This is a genomic window from Kineococcus indalonis (assembly GCF_009906395.1).
GTDB lineage: Bacteria > Actinomycetota > Actinomycetes > Actinomycetales > Kineococcaceae > Kineococcus > Kineococcus indalonis.
Genome location: NZ_JAAALM010000815.1, coordinates 1 through 1179, shown reverse-complemented (window position 1 = coordinate 1179; position 1179 = coordinate 1). Strand labels below are relative to the sequence as shown.

Sequence of the window (1179 nt, the reverse complement as noted above, 5' to 3'; positions counted from 1 at the left end):
CGGCAGCACCACGACGCCGGCGCTGCGCCCGGTGACCCCGTCGCGGCGGTAGGAGAAGAGGTCCTCGTGCTCCACCGTGCACGGCCCCGGCCCGGAGGCCGGCACCCCCGCCTCGGCCAGCTGGGCCAGCACCCCGGCGGGCACGTCCACCGCAGGGGTGCCCCAGCGGGTCGTGGCGCGGGCGGCGGGCACGACGGCCGCGACGTCCTCGGCCATCGCCGCGGGCACCTCGTAGCAGCGGCCGCACACGGCCGGTCCCAGCGCGGCGGTCAGCGCCCGCGCGCCCGCGGCGCGGGCGGCCGCCACGACGGCCGGCACCACGCCGGCCACGAGGCCGGGGCGGCCGGCGTGCGCCACGGCCACCACGCCCGCCGCGGCGTCGGCGAGCAGGACCGGGACGCAGTCGGCCACCACCACCGCCAGGGCGGTGCCCGGCCGGCGGGTCAGCAGGGCGTCGGACCGGGGCGCCGGGCCGACGGCGCCGGTGACCTCCACCACGTCCGCGCCGTGCACCTGCACCGGCACGACGAGCCGCCGCGCACCCACGGCCCGGCGCAGCGCCTCGCGGTGGGCGGCGACCCGCGCGGGGTCGTCACCGACGTGGTCGCCGAGGTTCAGCCCCGCGTGGGGGCCCTCGCCGCCCGCTCCGGCGCGGGTGGTGAAGCCGCCGCGCACGCCGGCCAGGCCGGCGTCCAGCAGCGGCACGTGCGCGCCGCTCACGCGAGCGGCGCCCGCCGCTCCCGCGTCCCGCGCGGGGCGGGTGCGGCGGGACGCCGGCTCACTTGAGGAAGTCGGGCACGTCGAGGTCGTCCTCCTCGGGCCGCGGGCGGCCCGGGCGGCGCACGCCGGCGGTGTCGTTGGGCAGCTCGATGATGCGCGGCACCTGCACGGGGTCCTCGCCCGGCACCATCTGCGGCTGGTGCTGCACCGGCTGCTGGGCCGGCTGCTGGGCCGGCTGCTGCACGGGCTGCTGGGGCACCTGCTGCTGCGCGGCGTGCTGGGCGTACTGCGGGGCCGGCTGGTGCTGCACCGGCTGCTGCGCGGGCTGCTGGGGCACCTGCTGCTGCGCGGCGTGCTGGGCGTACTGCGGAGCGGCGTACTGCGGGGCCGCGGGCGCCTGCTGCGGCGCCGGCTGGTGCTGGGGCGCGATCGGGGCCTGCTGCTGCCACGGCTCGGGCC

General features: G+C 81.2%; 1 protein-coding gene and 1 pseudogene. Both read right to left on the bottom strand.

The annotated features are described in order from the left end of the window. On the bottom strand, window positions 1–720 hold a 720-nt coding region (pgeF, locus tag GTR00_RS21305; RefSeq protein ID WP_323132662.1), incomplete at its 3' end, for a peptidoglycan editing factor PgeF. A gap of 58 nt (window positions 721–778) precedes the next feature. Next, a pseudogene (locus tag GTR00_RS21300) lies at window positions 779–1179 on the bottom strand (cell division protein FtsZ); the annotation flags it as partial.